The following is a 19,088-nucleotide window of genomic DNA, read 5'->3' on the forward strand; positions in this document are numbered from 1 at the left end:
GCTACCGGTAATCCTGTAAATAAGCAAAGCAGCTTGGGCAGGGTTATAGAATGGCGTGCCGCTCAGGATTATTTTTTATTACCAGGTTAAACTAGGTTTCAGGCAAAGCAAAAAATCAATACTTTCATAAATGAACGTATAGCGATAATGGATAGAAGAACAGTAATTAAAGTTTTGGGCGCAGCCATACCTACCATGTATTTGAGCCAATTGGCAATGGGGGCTGATTACCGCAAAGATGTTACTTTTAAGCCGGATTGGTCTTCTTTGGAGAACTACAAGGTGCCGCAGTGGTTTCGGGATGCCAAGTTTGGCATCTGGGCGCACTGGGGCCCCCAGTGCCAACCCGAACGGGGCGATTGGTATGCCCGCGGCATGTATATGGAGGGCTCCGACCAATACAAATATCATGTAGAGAAATATGGGCATCCGTCTGTCTTTGGTTTTAAAGATGTTATCCACGAATGGAAAGCCGATAAGTGGGATCCGGAGGCGCTGATGGATTTATACAAAAGAACAGGCGCGCAATATTTTATGGCATTGGCCAACCATCATGATAACCTGGATTTATATGCCAGTAGTCATCAAAAATGGAACAGCACGAATGTAGGCCCCAAAAAAGATATTGTTGCCGGATGGGAAAAAGCAGCTAAAAAAAGGGGGTTGCGATTTGGTGTCAGCGTTCATGCCGCCCATGCCTGGACCTGGTACGAAACAGCCCAGCGCTCCGATAAAAACGGACCGCAAAAGGGGGTGCCATATGATGGGAAATTAAAAAAAGAGGATGGTACAGGAAAGTGGTGGGAAGGTTACGACCCGCAGGAGTTATATGCGCAAAACCATCCGCTGAGCAGCGGCAGCGAAGATAATAACAGGATACACCAGCAATGGCACTGGGATGTGGATACGGGTGTTAGTGTTCCTTCAAAATCCTATTGCGAAAACTTCCGCGACAGGACGCTGGAACTCATTACCAATTATAATCCGGACATCGTTTATTTCGATGATACGGCGTTACCCCTATGGCCGATTAGCAATGTGGGGCTGGAGATAGCCGCCGATTACTATAACCGCAGCATGAGTCTGAATAAAGGAAAGTTAGAGGCTGTTATCAATGGCAAAATATTAGATGAGCAGCAGCGCAGGTGCATGGTGTGGGATATTGAAAGAGGACAAAGTGACAAAATTGAACCTGAACCGTGGCAAACCTGCACCTGTATTGGTTCATGGCACTACGACCGGCGTGTCTATGATAGAAACCACTATAAATCGGCTAAAACAGTAATACATATGTTAGCTGATGTGGTGAGCAAGAATGGGAACCTGCTGTTAAGCGTTCCTTTGCGGGGCGACGGGTCGATAGACGACAAGGCAAGAAAAGTGGTGGAGGGAATAGCAGACTGGATGGAGACCAACGGAGAAGCCATTATCGGAACAAGGCCCTGGCATATGTTCGGTGAGGGACCTGCACAAAAAGAGGCACCTGTACTGCATGCCCAAGGATTCAATGAGGGCAAAGGAAAGCCTTTTACAAGCGACGATATCAGGTTCACCACTAAAAAGAACGATCTTTATGCTATCGTAATGGGCAAGCCGGAAAAGGACAGTATTAGCATTGAATCTCTGGCAAAAAAAGCCGGAAAAACAAAGCGTGTTCGCAAAGTGAAAATGCTGGGGCATAAAAGAGATGTCGAGTTCGAGCAAAAAGAAAATGCGCTGGAAATAGCTTTGCCTAAAGATGCTCCCTTTAATGATATTGCAGTCGTTTTTAAAATCTCCTGAAGTAGCTGATGTAAAGAGCAACTGTCGCTAGGGTAGCCCCAGAATTGCTGTTGTATGAAGTGTACAAGGAATTATGGTTTTCTGTCGGCGGGTAGCCACGCTGATGCGGAATGCGCATATGGGAAGTATAACCATGATAGAGTATCTTTCATCCTCAGCTGAACCTCCGTTAGGTTTGGCTGAGGATGAGAAAATGTAAAATTAAAAACCTGTTGTTTGTACAAACGCAGGGGGAGCAGCCTATACAGTTATGGATAGCAAGTGTAAGCTGGAGTTAAGTAATATGCCCCTGTAGCAGAGAACGAATCTTAGTACAGCTACTTAACAACTATTTCTATATGTTACAACTAGTTACTGCTCCAAGAAGTGGATATGGAGTGGAAAGAGAACAAACTGGTTTCAGCCACAATCCGCAGCATAAACGGCACAGAGACAAAAGTAAGGTACGGCGATAAGATAATCGACCTACAACTCAAGCCCGGACAGGTGAAAAAGCTCGAGGCTGACCTCGAAGAATAAGAGCACTTCGTGATGTGCAGTGGCTATGGTGGCAGGTGCAGCAGAATTAAAATAGCCACCAAGTAGCTGCTGGACGTGACATTGGATGGCCATTCGCTCCAAACATTCGAAAGCAGGTAAATAAACTTTGGAGGGTGCAGCTGGCAGGGAGGAGGAATTTTTGTTGAAAAAATAAGTGTATAATTTACAGATAAATATATAATGCCTATGAGTTAAAAATTTTATGGCCTGTCGTCTGAAGAAGTAGCAGGAAAAGACGATTTGTGCTTCTTATTTAATTAATGTTACATTTTCTATTTTTCTAGTCTAAAACAACATTATGAAAAACAACAAATGTCTCTTCGGATTTAGTCCGTGGTTGCTAAAAAAGCATAAAGACAAAAAAATTGCAGTGATGCTCCTGATGATATCCTTTTTCGGGATGTCTTTATCAGAGGCGCACGCCTATACCAGGAACCGAACAGCTGGTACAACAGGAAATCAACAGCAAAAATCTGTTTCAGGAACAGTAACAGATAATTCAGGAGTGTCTTTACCGGGTGTAAGTGTTATTATAAAAGGAACTTCTAAGGGAACCGTTACCAGTATCGAGGGGGAATACACGATTTCAGGAGTTCAGGATAGCGATACGTTAGTGTTTTCATTTGTAGGTATGCTTACCCAACAAAAAAGAGTGGGCGGACAAACCGTAATTAATGTGTCCATGAGTACTGATAACAGAAATCTCGATGAGGTAGTGGTAGTAGGTTATGGTACGCAATCTAAAAGAAGGGTAACGGCTGCAGTAAGTAGTATTGACTCGGAGTTGCTGAACCAGACAGCCGCTACCACCACAGCCGCCGCACTTACCGGTAAGGTGCCCGGCGTGACCACAAGAGCAAAGGATGCCCGTCCGGGGCGGGGTATCCAGCTGGAAGTCCGCAATATGGGTAACCCCCTGTTTGTAGTTGACGGCATTCCTTATGGTGGCGATGCATCCAGAGACTGGCTGGGTATTTCCAGGGTTTCAGGAAACGATGTCTTTAATACCATAGGCATGGAAAACATCGAAAGCATTTCTATCCTGAAAGATGCGTCAGCAGCCATTTACGGTTTACGGGCTGCCAATGGCGTTGTACTGATCACCACCAAAAAAGGGAAGTATCAGGATAAAGCAAAGGTAAATATCAATAGCTATTATGGCTGGCAAAACCTGACACGTTTCCCTGAGCTGGCAAATGCTGGGCAGTATGTGCGGGGCCAGGTGGAAGCAGCGCAGAATGCAGGAATAGATCCGAGTACCCTTTACACCAGGGAAGAACTTGCCAAGTGGGAAGCAGGTGCAGGTGCTGAATCCGGATACGAAAGCTATGATTATTATGACCTGATTACGAGGAAAAATGTACCGCAATATCATATCAATGCGAGTGTAGACGGCGGTTCAAAAAATACAAAATACTTCCTTTCGCTTTCCAGGTTAAAACAGGAAGCCCTGATGAAAGATTTTGATTACGACAGAAGTAATCTCCAGCTTAACCTGTCGAGTAACATTTTCAAAGGACTTACCCTGGGCACCCAAACCTCTGTTAAGTTAGAGGACACGCGCGATGTAGGTTTGCAAGGCGGAGACGGATATTTCAGCGCTATGTTAGCCATGTTTTCGAACCGGCCGACTGTGGGGCCTTATGCCAATGGGAATCCGGAATATATCCGGAATTTACCGAACAGGCCTGATTTGAACCCTGCACTGTTCGACCGTGATATTGTAGGTTATAAAGACAGCCATTCGAAGGCCATAAATGTGAACCTGTTTGCAGAATATGTATTTGACTTCGGCCTGACTGCCAAATACACCTATTCGCAAAACTACACGAATATCTTGTTCAACGGGTTTCAGTACACCTACGATCTCTACAATTACGATGCAACCAATAACGCCTACCTCAGAACAGGTGGACAAAGCGCAAGATGGAGATTCCAGACGAAGACAAAATCGGAATCGCGCAATCATCAGTTCCAGTTAAATTATGCGAAAACAGTTGGTCAGGATCATAATTTTTCTGCCGTTGCAGGTTTTGAATTAAACGATTGGGACAGAGACCTGACCTGGCTTGCAGCAGCTCCTACAAACAACTACATTCCCCTGAACTCCTTGGAGTTGCTTACCGGCTATGGCGACGAATGGACTTACCAGGCACGGGCAGGTTACCTCGGCAGGATCAATTATTCTTACAAGGATAAGTACATGCTCGAACTGCTCGGGCGCTACGATGCTTCTTACCTTTTCCCCGCTGATAGCCGCTGGGGATTCTTTCCCGGGGTTTCAGCAGGATGGCGAATTTCGGATGAAGGATTTTTTGAAGGGCTGAAAAATACCGTCAGCGATCTGAAATTAAGAGCTTCTGTTGGCCAGACAGGACAGGAAGCCGGTATTCCACCTTTTGGGTACCTTGCCGGATACAGCTTCGGTAGGTTTGACAACAATGCTGTAGTACCACGATCGGTACTGGACGGAACGTTGGTAACCGGCCTGTCGCCAAACAATCCTCCTATAACAACCCTGTCGTGGGAAAAGCACACCATGTACAATGCTGGTATTGATGCCGCCTTCTTCGACAGCAAGCTGACCTTAACTGCCGACATTTTCAGAAAAGTGATTTCCGGCCGTCCTGCAGGACGTTATGATGTGCTTATTCCGAGTGAAGTAGGATATCCGTTGCCACCCGAAAACCTGAATAAGGATGAGTATCGGGGAGCTGATGGAATAATTACTTTCCAGGATAATGTTGGTGAGCTACAATACAGTATAAGCGCCAATGCTACTTATTCCCGGTTCCGTACGGTGGACAGGTATAAACCACGTTTTGGAAACTCCTATAACGAATGGCGCACCTCGAGCCAGGACCGTTGGGGAGGTATCTGGTGGGGGTTACAATCTGATGGACAGTTTCAGTCGGAAGAGCAAATCAGGAATCACCCTATCGACAACGACGGGCAAAACAACAGAACGCAGCTTCCAGGCGATATCATCTATAAGGATGTGAATGAAGACGGCGTTATCAACTGGCTGGATGAAGTTCCGATCGGGTATCCTAGTGGATGGTCTCCTATGGTTTCTTTTGGATCCAATATTAGCTTAAAGTGGAAAGGATTCGACTTAAACCTGAACTTTGCCGGTGCGGGTATGCAGTCGTGGTTCCAGAATTATGAGCTTAGAAACGCGTTCCATGCAGGCGGTAATTCCCCGGCTTACCTGCTAACAGACAGGTGGCACCGCGCCGATCCTTATGACCCGAACAGCGAATGGATTCCCGGCCGCTATCCTGCCATCAGGAACAACACCAGCCTGAACAATGGCCGGAATTCTGATTTCTGGTTGCATCCAATCCGGTATGTACGTTTGAATTATGCCGAGTTTGGCTACAACATTCCTGCAAGCTGGGCTAAGAAAGCCCTGTTATCCAATGCGCGGGTTTATGTAAGCGGCTCTAATTTATTTTCGATAGACACTGTTAGTCACCTGCAAATAGATCCGGAGATACAGGCTGAAGCCGCAGTGGTATATCCGCAGCAAAGAACGGTAATGGTGGGTTGCAATCTGACATTCTAAACATGAACACAATGAAGTTAACAAAGATATTCACTAAAATAACATGGTTGGCGCTGTCGGCTCTTATCCTGCTGGCAAGCTGCGACACCGATGAGTGGCTGGAACGACAGCCCAAAAACAGGATAACCGATCAGCAGCTTTGGAGCGACCCTGGCCTGATCTTAAGTATGCTCTCCAATTATTACGACAGAATCCCGGTTGGCGCCGTGTTTAACAGCCAGGCAATGGCGCAGCTGGACGACGCCATGTGGTCGGGGCATACGGACCAGAACTGGCTGAACGACTTCCAGTTTGGAAATGATTACGGCAGATACTGGGACTATCGCCTTATCCGGGATATTAACCTGGCACTCGAGAACCTGGATAAATTATCGCCCTTAGCCGAAGAGCAGAAAAAGCAGTTTAATGCAGAGCTCAGGTTTATGAGAGCACTGGTGTATTTTGAACTGGTTAAGCGAATGGGAGGCGTACCTATTATTACCGAACAGTTGATTTACGACGGTAGTGGTGATGCAACTCCTCTGCAAAGGCCACGTGCAAAAGAAGCAGAGGTATATGATTTTATATACGACGAGCTCCAGGCCATTAAGGATAATTTTACAATGACGGCGGATAGTAAGACTCGTGCGAACAAGTATGTTGCGCTGGCGCTTCAGAGCAGGGCAATGCTCTATGCAGGTTCCCTGGCGAAGTATAATAACTTAATGAATGCGCCTGTTACCCTACCGGGAGGGGAAGTAGGCATCCCGGCCGGCAGAGCGAACGATTACTACCAGAAGTCTCTTGCTGCTTCGAAGGAAATTATAGAAAGTACAAAATATAGCCTTAGCAATGACTTCTATAACCTGTTTATGGACAAAAGTTCAGCGGAGGTAATATTTGCAAAAGACTTTTCTAGAAGCGGTGAAAAACTTAACTTTTTCACCTACGATAATGTTACCAGAAGCCTCCGAACTGATATTGAAGGGTCATCGATGGTTTCGCCGTCACTCAATCTGGTTGAAAGTTTCGAGTACCTGGATGGAAGTGAAGGAACCCTGCGAGTTAAAGATGCCAATGGTAATTATATTGTTTATAATAAGCCTGAAGACATTTTTGCCAATAAGGATGAGCGCCTTCGGGCAACCGTAATTTACCCGGGTAGCGAATTCCGTGGCGAAGAAGTTGATATTCAGGCCGGAATTGCTGTCTGGAATGGTAACGGGTACGAACTAAGAACCGGAGGCTTGGGAAGCCAGGAGAATGGCAGAACACTAACTGGTCTTGATGGACCAATAAACGATGCGCAGTTTGTAAGTAACACCGGATTCTATCTTAGAAAATTTGTTTCTGAGGACCCCAATGCGGGTATCCGGCCAACACTTGGCGAAAACTGGTGGCCTGTATTTCGTTTGGGTGAAATTTACCTGAATGCAGCGGAAGCCGCTTTTGAGCTGGGTAATGCAGATGCCGTAAATTACATAAACAAGGTAAGAGAAGCACACGGTGGATTTCCGGCCAACAGCCTTACATCGCTTACAATGGAGGATATCCGTCACGAACGCCGTGTGGAGCTGGCCTTTGAAGATCACCGTTACTGGGACCTGAAGCGCTGGAGAATTGCCGACCAGGTTTGGAACGGAAGCCAGAATGACCCCGATGCGGTGGTATATGGCCTGTACCCCTACCAGATTGTAAGGCAGGGGCATCCGGACGATGGGAAATTTATCTTTGAAAGAGTACGTCCTGTCCGTTTCCGGCAAGCCAGGTTCTTTAGACCAGCCAATTATTATTCTTCCATTGGACAAGGTGAACTGGATAACAATCCTTTGCTGAAACCGAACCCTTTCCAATAGGCATTATAAAGTAGCTGAATTTACTATTCGCAAATAAGATACTTGTTTAAAAGAACGAATGGATATTTGCGGATAGTAAATAAAGTACTATTCTAAAAATTAATCAGAATATAAAATGAAAAGAATATTGATACTATTTGCAGCGTTTGTAAGCTTTGCTTTAACCAGCTGTGAAAAAGATAACTACGAACCACCAAAGTCAATGCTGACAGGTACAGTCACCTACAATGGCAATCCGGTAGGTGTTCGAACAAACGGAGTGCAACTGGAGCTTTGGCAGGATGGTTACGCACTTAACCAGAAGATACCGGTGCATGTCGCGCAGGACGGCACTTTCTCAGCACGTTTGTTCGACGGAGAGTACAAACTCGTGCGGCTTGCCGGCGCCCCGTGGCAAAATATGCCCAATGATACTGTTGTGGTAAATGTACAAGGAAACACAGTTCAGAATATCGGGGTGACTCCCTATTTTATTATCCGGGACGAAACGATTACGAGGAATGGCAATACTGTTACTGCCGAGTTTGTAGTTGAAAAAATAGTTGAGGATGCTGCCCTGAGAGATGTTAAACTGTACCTAAACAAGAGCGTTCTGCTCGATGAAAACTTTAAAGATTATGCACAAAACATCGATATCTCAGGCATAACTTCCGGCGAGAAAGTAACGGTTAGTGCTACCTTACCTGCCAACCTGGCCAGTCTGTCTACTGTATTTGCACGTATTGGAGTTCGTTCCGATAAATCGCCTGAATTCTATTACACCCAGGTAAAGAAGCTTTAAGGTGCGGGTGAATTGATGCACACATCTGATTTATTAAGAGCAGGCGTAGCGTGCAGAGATTGCCTGTACACGGCCTCGCTTGCTAAACTGTAGCAAAACTGATCAACCACCCTGAAAGCATTCGGGGTGGTTGATCGGTTTTGCCTACCTGTGCAAGTTGACCTGTCCGGAAGCATTTCTGGGAAACTAAAGTAGTTTTTTCTTTTTGAGGAGTAACGGCAATGGTAGCATGAGCAGATCATTTTTTTAATAGTTAGTTTTTTAAAAGGGAGATGAATAACCTTCTGTGTAACATCAGTAAACAAAAAATCATAAAAGTGCTGGCTGAGTGAACAGCAGTGGCTATGGTGGCAGGTGCAGCAGAATTAAAATAGCTGCATAGGCGCTTTTACTGCCGCTGGTTCTAAAGATCCGGGCTATAGAAAAGGAAACAAAATATCTGATATGAATAAACATCTTACACTACTCGCCGCTGCACTGCTACTGGTGTGTTGCTGCTTCGAAGGGAGTGCCCAGAAGTTAGCCACTAATAACAGGCGACAGCTTTTAGACTACAACTGGAAATTCTCACTGGGCGACCAACCCGAAGCAAGTGAAAAGGTTTTTGACGATAAAAACTGGCGGGCGCTCGATTTGCCACACGACTGGAGTATAGAAGGAAAGCTGGACCCGAAGCACCCGATGGGCAACGACGGCGGTTATTTCCCGGCCGGGATCGGGTGGTACCGCAAAACGTTCAAGGCCCCGTCTGCCTGGAAGGGGAAGCAGGTTTCGGTTTACTTCGAAGGCGTTTACATGAATTCCGAAGTGTTCATCAACGGAAAATCACTTGGGGTGCGTCCTTATGGCTACTCCTCTTTCTTCTACGACCTTACACCATACCTGCAGTACGGGAAGGAAAATGTTATTGCTGTCCGTGTTGATAATGCTCAGCAGAAGAATAGCAGGTGGTACAGCGGTTCCGGTATTTACCGCCATGTTTGGCTTACGGTAACCAACCCTGTTCACATCGGCCAGTGGGGCGTAGCCATCTCAACGCCCGGGGTAAGCAGGGAGAAGGCAACTGTTCAGGTAAAAACGCTGGTTAAAAATGATAAGAAATCGTCGCAGCGCATTGTTGTCTCTACACAACTGACCGATAAAAGTGGCAAAAGTGCTGGCAAAGGGGATGCGGAAGTTACAGTACCAGCCAATGGCGAGAAAGAAGTGGTTCAGTCCATCATAGTAGAGAAGCCTGGGCTATGGTCTCCTGAAACGCCAGTGCTGTATGAGGCACAGGTAAAGCTGGTGAAAGGCCGGTCCACGCTCGACGAAGTCAATAATTCTTTTGGTATTCGTTCCATTGCGTTCAGTACCGAGAAGGGCTTTCAATTAAATGGGGAGACGGTCATTCTTAACGGAGGCTGTGTGCACCATGACAACGGCATTTTGGGAGCAGCTGCATACGACAGGGCAGAGTATAAAAAAGTGGAGCTGCTGAAAGCAGCAGGTTTTAATGCTGTTCGCACTGCTCACAATCCGCCATCGGAAGCATTTCTGGACGCTTGCGACAGGCTGGGACTTATCGTGATGGACGAATCGTTTGACGGCTGGCGGGAAAGCAAAACGCCACACGATTATGCCAAACATTTTGATAAGTGGTGGCAGCAGGACATTGAGGCGATGGTCCTGCGCGACCGTAACCATCCGTCTATTGTTTTCTGGAGCACAGGCAACGAGATTATCGAACGAAAGAAGCCCGAAGCAGTTGAAACAGCTACTATGCTGGCCAGTCATGTACGCAAACTTGACCCGACACGCCCGGTAACCTCCGCCATGACTACCTGGGACAATGACTGGGAGATATTCGATCCATTATTTGCTGCACATGATATCGGGGGCTATAACTACCAGTTGCACCGGGCTGCCTCCGACCATGCGCGTGTGCCTGCCCGGATTATAGTTCAGACAGAATCGTACCCAAGAGATGCATTTGCTAACTGGAAGCTGGTGCAGGAGCACCCGTATATCATCGGCGACTTCGTCTGGACGGCTATGGATTACCTGGGTGAATCAAGCATCGGCCGCTACTATTATACTGGTGAAAAAGCAGGACAACACTGGGAAGGGGACTTCTTTCCGTGGCATGGAGCATACTGCGGCGACATTGACCTGATAGGCTGGCGAAAACCAATTTCGCACTACCGGGATTTGCTGTACAATGAAGATAAAAAACTGTATATGGCTGTAAAAGAGCCGAGCGGTTACTTTGGAGAAATAAAAGAAACCATGTGGTCGGTGTGGCCCACCTGGGAAAGCTGGAACTGGCCCGGCCACGAAGGCAAGGAGATACAAGTGGAAGTATATTCCAGGCATCCGAAAGTTAGACTTTACCTGAACGACAAACTTATCGGGGAAAAGCAGACGGCCAAAGAGCAGGAGTTTAAAGCTGTGTTTACGTTGCCTTATGCGGCAGGTACTTTAAAAGCAGTAGGTGTTGCCGGAGATAAGGAAGTAGAGTCGAGAAAATTAAAAACCGCCGGAAAAGCAAGCAGGATAAAGTTGGTTGCCGACCGGACAGAACTACAGGCTGACGGGCAGGATTTAGCTTATGTAATGGTTGAGGTAACCGATGCCGAAGGAAATATTGAACCCAATGCCGAAAACCTGCTCCAGTTCAACGTGACAGGAGAAGGCGTGATTGCCGCAGTTGGAAATGCCAATCTGAAAGACGCCGATTCTTATGCAGGCAACGAGCGCAAAGCCTGGAAAGGACGTGCCATGGTTATCCTGAAAAGCACGCAGAATGCCGGCGAGATCAGACTGGAAGTAAGTTCGCCGGGTTTGGAGCGAGAAACGGTCATCATCAGGACCGGGAAAAGCAAATCTCCCACAGGCTTGAGTTACAAATGAAAACCCGGCGGGTTTAGGGACTAAATATTTAAAGCAAAAAAAGAGCAGCAGAGGCTGTGGTGGCAGGTGCAGTGCATTTAAAAAAGTAAGAGTACTTAGTGTTTGATATGTTCATCTGGTCATACCTGGAGTGCCTGGCTGCTACACGGCATAAAAGATTACTACTATTTTATATCAGGAAAAATTTAAAACTTGCTGTAGTCAGTTCTTTGGCATAGGTAGTACAACAACATACTCATGAAAATTAAAAGCACAAGCAGATTATTTAAGTTCGTTCTTAACTTATTGATAATGCTTCCGGTCCTGGCCCAGGCCCGGCAGGGAAATGTTGCTAGCCCCAATAAGCAGTTACAAGTTGATGTTTTTGTACAAAATGGTCAGCCATTCTATCATGTGACTTATGGCGGGGAGGCAGTTCTGGAAAATTCTCCTCTTGGTCTGACCACCAATCTGGTGAATTACGCCACTGAGCTTAGCTGGGTGGGCGCAGAGGGCGGTGCCATCGACCAGGAGTACAGCCTGGAAAAAATTAAGCGTTCCAGAATCCGTTACCAGGCCAATACACTGGTTTGTTCCTTAAAGAACAAAGACGGCAAATTATTTAAAGTTGAGTTCCGGGTTAGTAACAACAATATCGCCTTCCGGTATGAGCTTCCCGAGTCTGAAGGTCCGCTGGCACTTGTGGTGGAAAAAGAAGCTACCGGCTTTAATTTGCCGCAGCATGCTAAAGGATTCCTGACACCCCAGTCGAAAAGCATGGTTGGTTATGCACGGACAAAGCCAAGTTATGAGGAGGGGTATCAGATTGAACAGGACATTGCTGCCCGTTCTGCAGATGGGATGGGGTATACATTTCCCTGTCTGTTTCGGATTGGCGAAAAATGGGCACTGATTTCGGAAACAGGCGTACAGGGACTTTATTGCGGCTCCCATTTAAGCGACCCAACTCCTGACGGGACTTACACCATCGCATTCCCGGACGAAATGGAAAACAACGGCTTCGGAAGCACCGGAGCCGCTATCGGTCTTCCTGCCACTACCCCCTGGCGCACCATTACAGTAGGCAACAACCTGAAGCCTGTTGTAGAAACTACCATTCCTTTTGATGTGGTAGAACCGTTGTATGAGCCTTCCATCAAGTATACGTACGGCAAAGGCACCTGGAGCTGGATCATGTGGCAGGACAACAGCATGAACTACGACGACCAGGTAAAATACATTGACCTGGCTGCGCAACTCAAGTATAAATTTATTTTGATAGATGCGTTGTGGGACAAGCAGATTGGCTACCAGCGCATGGAAGAACTGATTGCCTATGCAAAGTCAAAAGATGTGGGTGTTTTCCTCTGGTACAACTCCAACGGTGTAGCCAACGATGCGCCTCAAACCCCGAAAAATAAAATGAACACCGCCATTGCCCGCAAAAAGGAAATGCAGTGGATGAAGAAAAACGGGGTGAAAGGCATTAAGGTGGATTTCTTTGGAGGCGACAAGCAGGAAACCATGCGCTTGTACGAAGATATTCTGTCGGATGCAAATGATTATGAGCTGATGGTAATTTTTCATGGTACAACCCTGCCGAGAGGATGGGAGCGTATGTTCCCGAACTATGTAGGCAGCGAAGCCGTGCTGGCTTCTGAAAACCTGATGTTCACCCAGCGTGCCAATGACATGGAAGCTTTTCATGCCACGCTACATCCGTTTATCCGGAATGCTGTGGGCAGCATGGAGTTTGGCGGTGTGGTATTGAACAAGCGCTACAACCGCACCAACGATGGGGGTAACCACAGGAGAACAACGGATGCCTTTCAGTTGGCAACCGCCGTGCTTTTCCAGAACCCGGTCCAGTTTTTTGCCCTCACGCCCAATAACCTGCAGGATGCACCTGGTTTCGCCGTTGATTTTATGAAACAGGTTCCTACTACCTGGGACGAAACAGTTTTCATTGACGGGTATCCGGGAAAGTATTGTGTGTTGGCAAGGCAGCATGAGGGGGAGTGGTACGTGGCCGGCATCAATGCCCAGAAAGAAGCTGTTCAGTTAAAAGTCAAACTCCCGATGCTGGCAGGCAAGGAATTGCAGTTCTATGGCGACAACCCCGGTGGAACAAGTTACCTGAAAAAGCTGAAAGTAGATAAAAAGGGCGAAGTGAAAATTACCATCCAGCCGCAAGGCGGGGTTGTTCTAGTGAATAAAAAAGAAGGCAACATGACGAGTGCCAGGTAGAGGCAGCAGAGGCTGTGGTGGCAGGTGCAGTTACACATTTTATGATTTGAAATTTTGTATTATAAATTGTAATTGTTGTTGTTTTTCTTTTCCTTTATTTAGTGCTTGCTCTTGATGGGCAGCGGTACAGCTTGCTATTGTGGCACGTGTCCAAACCAGTTAAGTAAGCAGCAACGGGCGTGAACAGTTTGGAAGGAGCGAGCGGAAAGAGAGGTTTGGGATACAGCATTAAGCCTCTTCTTCCGAACATATTTAATACAGAATGGGAAGTACTTATTACAGACTTATTAACCATACTATGAGCTATAAAAGCGTCTTACTTCTACTGGCCTTCTTCACCAGCAGCCTGGCTCCCGTATTTTCACAAAACCGGGAGCCGGTGCTAAAAACGGATGTGCCCCTGGATTCTATCCGCCTGAGCGACCCCGCAATCCTGGCTGACAAAAAAACAAGTATGTACTACATGACCGGCACAGGCGGAATGCTGTGGAAAAGCAAGGACCTGAAAAAATGGACTGGCCCCTACAAGGTTGTAAAGACCGACCCGGACTCGTGGATGGGGAAGAGCCCGATGATCTGGGCGGCAGAGCTGCACCAGTACAAAGGCAAATACTACTATTTCGCTACCTTCACAAACCGCGATGTGAAAATTGATACGGTGCGGGGAAATGTGATCGAGCGCCGGGCCAGTCATATTTTGGTCAGTGACAAACCCGACGGACCTTATGTGCCCATGCAGGACCCAACCTACCTGCCTGCCGGCAAACCTACCTTAGATGGTACTTTTTGGGTAGATAAAGACGGAAAGCCTTACATGGTGTACTGTTACGAATGGCTGCAAAACTGGGACGGCACCATCGAAAAAATAGAGTTGAAACCAGACTTAAGCGGATCGGTAGGCGAAGGTAAACTGCTTTTCCGGGCAAGCGAGTCTCCCTGGAGTAAGGAACGTGACGAAGCCGGTAACATTATTCCGAATAAAGTAACCGACGGGCCCTGGCTGTTCCGCACCAAAACAGGGAAACTCGGCATGCTGTGGACCAGCTGGATTCATAACATATACACGCAAGGCATAGCCTATTCCGAGAGCGGCACCCTCGATGGTCCCTGGATACACGAAAAAGACCCGATAACACCGCCCGATTACGGACACGGCATGTTGTTCCGTACGTTTAAAGGTAAGCTGCTGCTGTCGGTGCACAGCCACAAAGAAGATAAGAACGGGCGCTACATCCGCATTCCGACATTGTTTGAAGTGGACGATTCAGGGGATAAGCTAAGAGTGGGTAGGCCGTTGTAATTTAACCTGAAGCGCTACAAGTTTTCTCCCACTACCATCAACTTAATTCTTTTGTTGTCATTGATACTTTTCCCGAAGCGAGAGCCAAAGGGAGCCAGCGTAGTTGTGAGAGATCTGATAGGTTAATCTTGCTTCAACAGATTTCTCCTTTCAGTCGAAATGACAGTTTTTTTGTTTTTTAGTTGACGGCATTGTGGGCTCTTCTCTGCTCAACTTTTTGCAAAACACCTTTAGCGGCCTTACACTGCAAGGCCGCTAAAGGTGTTTTGTTCTTCTGCACCCGCCACCAAAGCCACTGCTCTTTTGCAGGAGTTGATGTTGCAGACCTTTGTAAGCTCTCCTTTAAACCTGCTTCCCCTCAATGACTGCCAGCACTGCTCTGAGGTAACGCCGCAGTATGCGGAAGTCTACTGTTTGCAGAGGGCCCGGAGTGGAGCAGTTTTTAATAAATAAAAAATACCCCTCTGTCTTTTGAAATCTGGCCCCCCTTACGAATCAGAGCAAGAGTATAAATTTGTCTAACAAACGTTTGGTAGTTAGGCCTGGCTACACACTATTCACTTACCTTTACCTATTGCTTAAGGAATTCTCTCTATTGCTTTGGGTGTGACATCCCATGACTTTTAGCCTGTTACAGCTATTTTAATAAGTAGCTGCTAAAACAACTTTTCACAGTATAACTAAAAAGTTCAATGAGAAAAAATATTACCTTAGTAATGTTGCTGTTGTTTGGATTTGGAACCACCAAAATTAATGCACAAACAACCAGCACGAGCAGCACCATAGTTGCCCATCCTATTCCGCACCGTGTGGTGCCTTTCAGCCTGACAGCCCCCGGTATATCCAAAACAATAAGCTTCGGAGCAGACCTTGCCTGGCCTGACGAACAGAATTTCCGGCGGGCCATCCGCTTCATGGGGCTCAACCAGGTAGATATTGTACGAGCTTCCTTTCAGCCCACCTATCCGCTGGTTAACGGCCAGGACCTGACCCAGGAGCAGCTGAACGACCTCAACTGGCGGCTCCACCTGATTAATACCTATGTTGGCCCCAATACAAAACTGGCCCTGAACTGTGATCACCCCTCGGTGGATCCCTGGTACGTGGGTTACCCTGATCGCTGGGAGAAGCTGATCCAGGTATCGGCTCAACGGTATCTGGATGCCGGGCACAGTGTGATAACAGTGGGTGCCTTTAATGAGCCCGATTATGGATGGGGGCAGGGGTCCCAGCAGGATATGTATAATATTACAGCCCTGCTGAAGAACAACCCGTTTTTCAGCAACATACGCCTCTCCGGAGGCAATACCCTGAACTGCGATGCCGCATTGGATTGGTACAACTTCCTTAAACCTGCCGGAGTGAACGAGGGAAATACCCACCAACTGGCAGGCAGTTTTGATAGCTTTGCTAATTTCTTCCAAACCGTCAGGGCCAATGGCCACCATGCTACCGACGATGAACTGCATAATGTAGTGGAAGGCCTGGTAGGCTATGAATACGGGATGCAGACCGGTATCTGGTGGGGACCAGCAGAGCTGGCACGGGGCGAGATGGTGAAGGCCTTTGACGGGCAGCGATTAGGCTATGCTGAGCACCGGCCAAACTGGACGGCAGCAGCGGTTTACCGTACCCCTGAGGGGAAGATTCAGGCTTTCGGCGGCACCTCCGAGCGGCAGGCGGTCACCACCACTTATAATTACATATCCAAAGACCGGGTGGTGTACTACGACGGAATCGGTCCGCAGCGGGAGTTTGTACTGGAAATGCCGGGCGGTACCGGTTACCAGAGCGGGCAGACCAATGCCGAAAGGGTAATCAACATCACCTGGGGCGAAGACATTCAACCCGCCATCAGCGGGCGCTACAAATTAGTAAATCGCGTGAGCGGCCAGGTACTGCAGGTGGACGGAACCGGTGACGGCGCCAATGCCCTGCTCGGCAGCTACGCGGGCGCAAGTACCCAGCAATGGGATGTGACGCCTGTTGACGCACGCGTTGGAGGTGACTTCAGCTATTACCGCATCAAGCCTGCCTTCAGTAGTACGATGTCATTAGACCTGAATAACTACTCCCTGGACAATGGGGCCAACATCGGCCTGTGGACCTTAGGTGGGTGGGGCGGTAATCAGCAGTGGTACCTGGACTATGCCGGGGACGGCTGGTTCTATATCCGAAGCAGGGAAAGCTCTTATTGTGTTAATGCCGATGGAAGCGGAAATGTAATACAGTGGGAAAAGAATGGCAGTCCGAACCAGCAATGGCGTCTGCTTCCTGTAGGAGCGCCTATAGAGTTTACCGCGCCCAGTGCACCGGGTAACCTGGTGGCCACAGCGAATGCGGAGTCTGTACGGCTGGAGTGGACTGCCAGTCCGGAAGCGGACGTAGCAGGCTACACTATTTTCCGTAAAGAGTCAGCCTCAGGAGAGTACAACACCATCGCCCGCAATGTAACTACCACCTCTTTTGTGGACAACTCGGCTACGTTAGGGGTGCAGTATTTTTACAAAATCAAAGCAGTGGACGGCTCCCTGAACCGCTCGGCTTACTCCTCTGAAGTATCGGCAACACCTACTGGTGCCAATGCGCTGGTAGCCCACTACCAGTTCGAGGACAACCTCCTGGACGGCTCCGTCAACCTGAACCACAGCGCCAAGCTGGGCGGCACATCATATGTTGCAGGCAAGGTTGGTCCCAAAGCAATAGCGCTCAACGGCACGGATGCCTTCGTACAGCTGCCGGCCGATGTAGCCAACCAGCAGGAGATTACAATTGCCACGTGGGTTTACTGGAACGGGGGTGGGGCCTGGCAACGCATCTTCGATTTTGGCAACAGCACGGCCGAAAACATGTTTTTAACCCCTGGCTCAGGAGCAGGAACCTTGCGGTTTGCCATTAAGAATGGTGGCGGGGAACAAATGCTGGACGCTCCCGCATTGCCTACAGGGCAATGGTCGCACGTGGCGGTAACACTGGGGGCATTCGGTGGACGCCTGTATGTAAATGGCACATTGGTAGCGGAGTCTAATACTGTTACCATCAGCCCCCTGGACTTCAAACCGGTGCTGAACTACATCGGCCGCAGCCAATATCCTGACCCGCTGTTGAATGGCCGTATCGACGATTTCAGGGTGTACAACTATGCCTTGTCAGCAACCGAAGTTGCGCAGCTGGCAGCAGTAATAGCTTCGTCTGCTCATGTTGCCTCTATTACGACAGGAACCGCAGCTGCGCCTAAAGGTGCGAAGTATGGTACGGTTCAGGTAGCTATCCAGGATAACCTGGGTAGTGCTGCTGCTGGAGCAACCGTGGCAGGTACTTTCAGCGGAACGTTTAATGAAACGGTATCCGGGGTGACCGGCACAGATGGTAAGGTAACATTGCAAACAACAGCAACGGCAAAAATTGTTTCTACTGTTGATTTCTGTGTAGATAATGTTACCCATGCCTCACTGACGTATGACGCTGCGGCTAACCAGATTACCTGTACGAATCCTTCTGCAAGTACAACCAGTGCGATAGCTATACAGGATTCGGAAGGCATCAACATTTATCCGAATCCTGCAAGTGACGTCCTGAACATTAACTTCAATAGCTTTAATAAGGAAAAAGTACAAGTCAGTATCATGGACCTGTCCGGCAGGACTTTAATAGATGTTCAATTGACGGAGGCTCACAATCAGCTTAATCTAAGTAAGCTTGAATCTGGTGTCTATATTGTAAAAGTTAAAAGAGGGTCCGGAGAGATGAGTAACTATAAAATTGTCAGAAACTAAACCAGCCCTTTCCTGAAAAAGTTGAGGTTGATTAATGAGGTAAATCCTGTGGAGCGCTTTTCACAGGATTTACTTTTTTGAATACGGATTACAAATTCAAAGGGCCTGCTGGAAAGCTTCCCCCCTTCATTTGTATTCCTGGCCCCTATGTAAGTGTGGTTATGGTTGTACGTTTGGCTTACAAATGTTTGGTTGTATGAGCTGCTTGAGTAGTTGACTACACGACCTACACATTGATAATTAACCCAGCATCATAGGTAATTTATCATTAGTGTCCAAGTATAATTAAAAGATTTTCAATTGGTTACAAATGTTATTTTCCGGCATTTGTATTTGTGTGTTGTTAAGTAGTTGATTAAGAGGTGTTTTTTCAAAAGCAGAGATAGAG

Annotated in this window: 9 protein-coding genes; all 9 read left to right on the forward strand. The window is 47.6% G+C overall.

From position 1 onward, the window contains the following. The first annotated feature begins 147 nt into the window (after positions 1-147). A complete protein-coding gene (locus tag DCW36_RS10565; RefSeq protein ID WP_114778598.1) occupies positions 148-1,782 on the forward strand; it encodes an alpha-L-fucosidase in 1,635 nt (544 codons plus the stop codon). Positions 1,783-2,154: 372 nt separating this feature from the next. Then, positions 2,155-2,301, forward strand: coding sequence for a hypothetical protein (locus DCW36_RS22575; protein WP_164891100.1), 147 nt, complete (start codon positions 2,155-2,157; stop codon positions 2,299-2,301). Between the two features lie 421 nt (positions 2,302-2,722). Next, a complete protein-coding gene (locus DCW36_RS10570; protein ID WP_114778615.1) occupies positions 2,723-5,890 on the forward strand; it encodes a SusC/RagA family TonB-linked outer membrane protein in 3,168 nt (1,055 codons plus the stop codon). Between the two features lie 11 nt (positions 5,891-5,901). Further along, positions 5,902-7,725, forward strand: coding sequence for a RagB/SusD family nutrient uptake outer membrane protein (locus DCW36_RS10575; RefSeq protein WP_114778616.1), 1,824 nt, complete (start codon positions 5,902-5,904; stop codon positions 7,723-7,725). 115 nt (positions 7,726-7,840) lie between these two features. Beyond that, positions 7,841-8,506 carry a DUF3823 domain-containing protein gene (locus DCW36_RS10580; protein WP_114778599.1) on the forward strand — a complete coding sequence of 222 codons (666 nt, stop codon included), beginning with the start codon at positions 7,841-7,843 and terminating at the stop codon, positions 8,504-8,506. A gap of 444 nt (positions 8,507-8,950) precedes the next feature. Then, on the forward strand, positions 8,951-11,398 hold the full coding sequence (locus DCW36_RS10585; protein ID WP_114778600.1) for a sugar-binding domain-containing protein: 2,448 nt from the start codon (positions 8,951-8,953) through the stop codon (positions 11,396-11,398). Positions 11,399-11,689: 291 nt separating this feature from the next. Continuing rightward, positions 11,690-13,624: a glycoside hydrolase family 97 protein gene (locus tag DCW36_RS10590; RefSeq protein WP_240676125.1), complete on the forward strand. Its 1,935-nt coding sequence runs from the start codon at positions 11,690-11,692 to the stop codon at positions 13,622-13,624. Positions 13,625-13,922: 298 nt separating this feature from the next. Continuing rightward, a complete protein-coding gene (locus DCW36_RS10595; protein ID WP_114778602.1) occupies positions 13,923-14,924 on the forward strand; it encodes a glycoside hydrolase family 43 protein in 1,002 nt (333 codons plus the stop codon). A gap of 692 nt (positions 14,925-15,616) precedes the next feature. After that, complete coding sequence (locus DCW36_RS10600; protein ID WP_114778603.1) at positions 15,617-18,700, forward strand: LamG-like jellyroll fold domain-containing protein; 3,084 nt, start codon at positions 15,617-15,619, stop codon at positions 18,698-18,700. The last annotated feature ends 388 nt before the right edge of the window (positions 18,701-19,088 follow it).

This window comes from Botryobacter ruber (assembly GCF_003347595.2).
In the GTDB taxonomy this organism is placed as follows: Bacteria; Bacteroidota; Bacteroidia; order Cytophagales; family Hymenobacteraceae; genus Pontibacter; species Pontibacter ruber_A.

What these genes read in the sequence shown, in the direction of transcription:
- DCW36_RS10565 (WP_114778598.1), top strand. Translation starts at nt 148, where the DNA reads ATGGATAGAAGAACAGTAATTAAAGTTTTGGGCGCAGCCATACCTACC.
- DCW36_RS22575 (WP_164891100.1), top strand. Translation starts at nt 2,155, where the DNA reads ATGGAGTGGAAAGAGAACAAACTGGTTTCAGCCACAATCCGCAGCATA.
- DCW36_RS10570 (WP_114778615.1), top strand. Translation starts at nt 2,723, where the DNA reads ATGTCTTTATCAGAGGCGCACGCCTATACCAGGAACCGAACAGCTGGT.
- DCW36_RS10575 (WP_114778616.1), top strand. Translation starts at nt 5,902, where the DNA reads ATGAAGTTAACAAAGATATTCACTAAAATAACATGGTTGGCGCTGTCG.
- DCW36_RS10580 (WP_114778599.1), top strand. Translation starts at nt 7,841, where the DNA reads ATGAAAAGAATATTGATACTATTTGCAGCGTTTGTAAGCTTTGCTTTA.
- DCW36_RS10585 (WP_114778600.1), top strand. Translation starts at nt 8,951, where the DNA reads ATGAATAAACATCTTACACTACTCGCCGCTGCACTGCTACTGGTGTGT.
- DCW36_RS10590 (WP_240676125.1), top strand. Translation starts at nt 11,690, where the DNA reads ATGCTTCCGGTCCTGGCCCAGGCCCGGCAGGGAAATGTTGCTAGCCCC.
- DCW36_RS10595 (WP_114778602.1), top strand. Translation starts at nt 13,923, where the DNA reads ATGAGCTATAAAAGCGTCTTACTTCTACTGGCCTTCTTCACCAGCAGC.
- DCW36_RS10600 (WP_114778603.1), top strand. Translation starts at nt 15,617, where the DNA reads ATGAGAAAAAATATTACCTTAGTAATGTTGCTGTTGTTTGGATTTGGA.